Origin of the sequence: Corynebacterium glyciniphilum AJ 3170, assembly GCF_007673095.1 — a bacterium.
Taxonomy (GTDB): Bacteria; Actinomycetota; Actinomycetes; order Mycobacteriales; family Mycobacteriaceae; genus Corynebacterium.
Map to the genome: position 1 here is coordinate 1 of NZ_VDYZ01000099.1, position 352 is coordinate 352.

Annotated in this window: 1 protein-coding gene; it reads left to right on the forward strand. The window is 64.8% G+C overall.

The genetic code is table 11. The features are described 5' to 3' along the window. Positions 1-258: hypothetical protein (locus tag FS507_RS19900; protein ID WP_186314752.1), on the forward strand; the 258-nt coding region annotated here is incomplete at its 5' end. Positions 259-352 lie beyond the last annotated feature (94 nt).

Consider the following 352-nt stretch of genomic DNA (forward strand, 5'->3'; position numbering starts at 1 on the left):
GATGATGAGGTGGGAGGGGACTTCAGCGGGGGGGTGGGGGGCGATGCCGTCGGGGAGGGGGAGGAGGTGTCGTGGCTGTGGGAGGTGAAGTTGGAGAAGTTGGAGGAGATGAAGGTGGTGGTGGGGGGTGAAGGGTGGGTGGAGGTGGGGGTGTGGGAGGGGAGGATGAGGGGGGTGTTGTTGTGGGAGGGGGAGAGTTGGGAGAGGATGGTGGTGACGAGTCGGAGGAGAGGAGGGGTGGGGTGGAAGGGGGAATGAGAGGTGGGAGGGATTGGGTGGGGATGAAGGGAAGGAAAAAGAGGTGGGTAGGGAGGGGTTGTGAGAAGTATGGGGAGTGGGGGGGGGGGGGGTG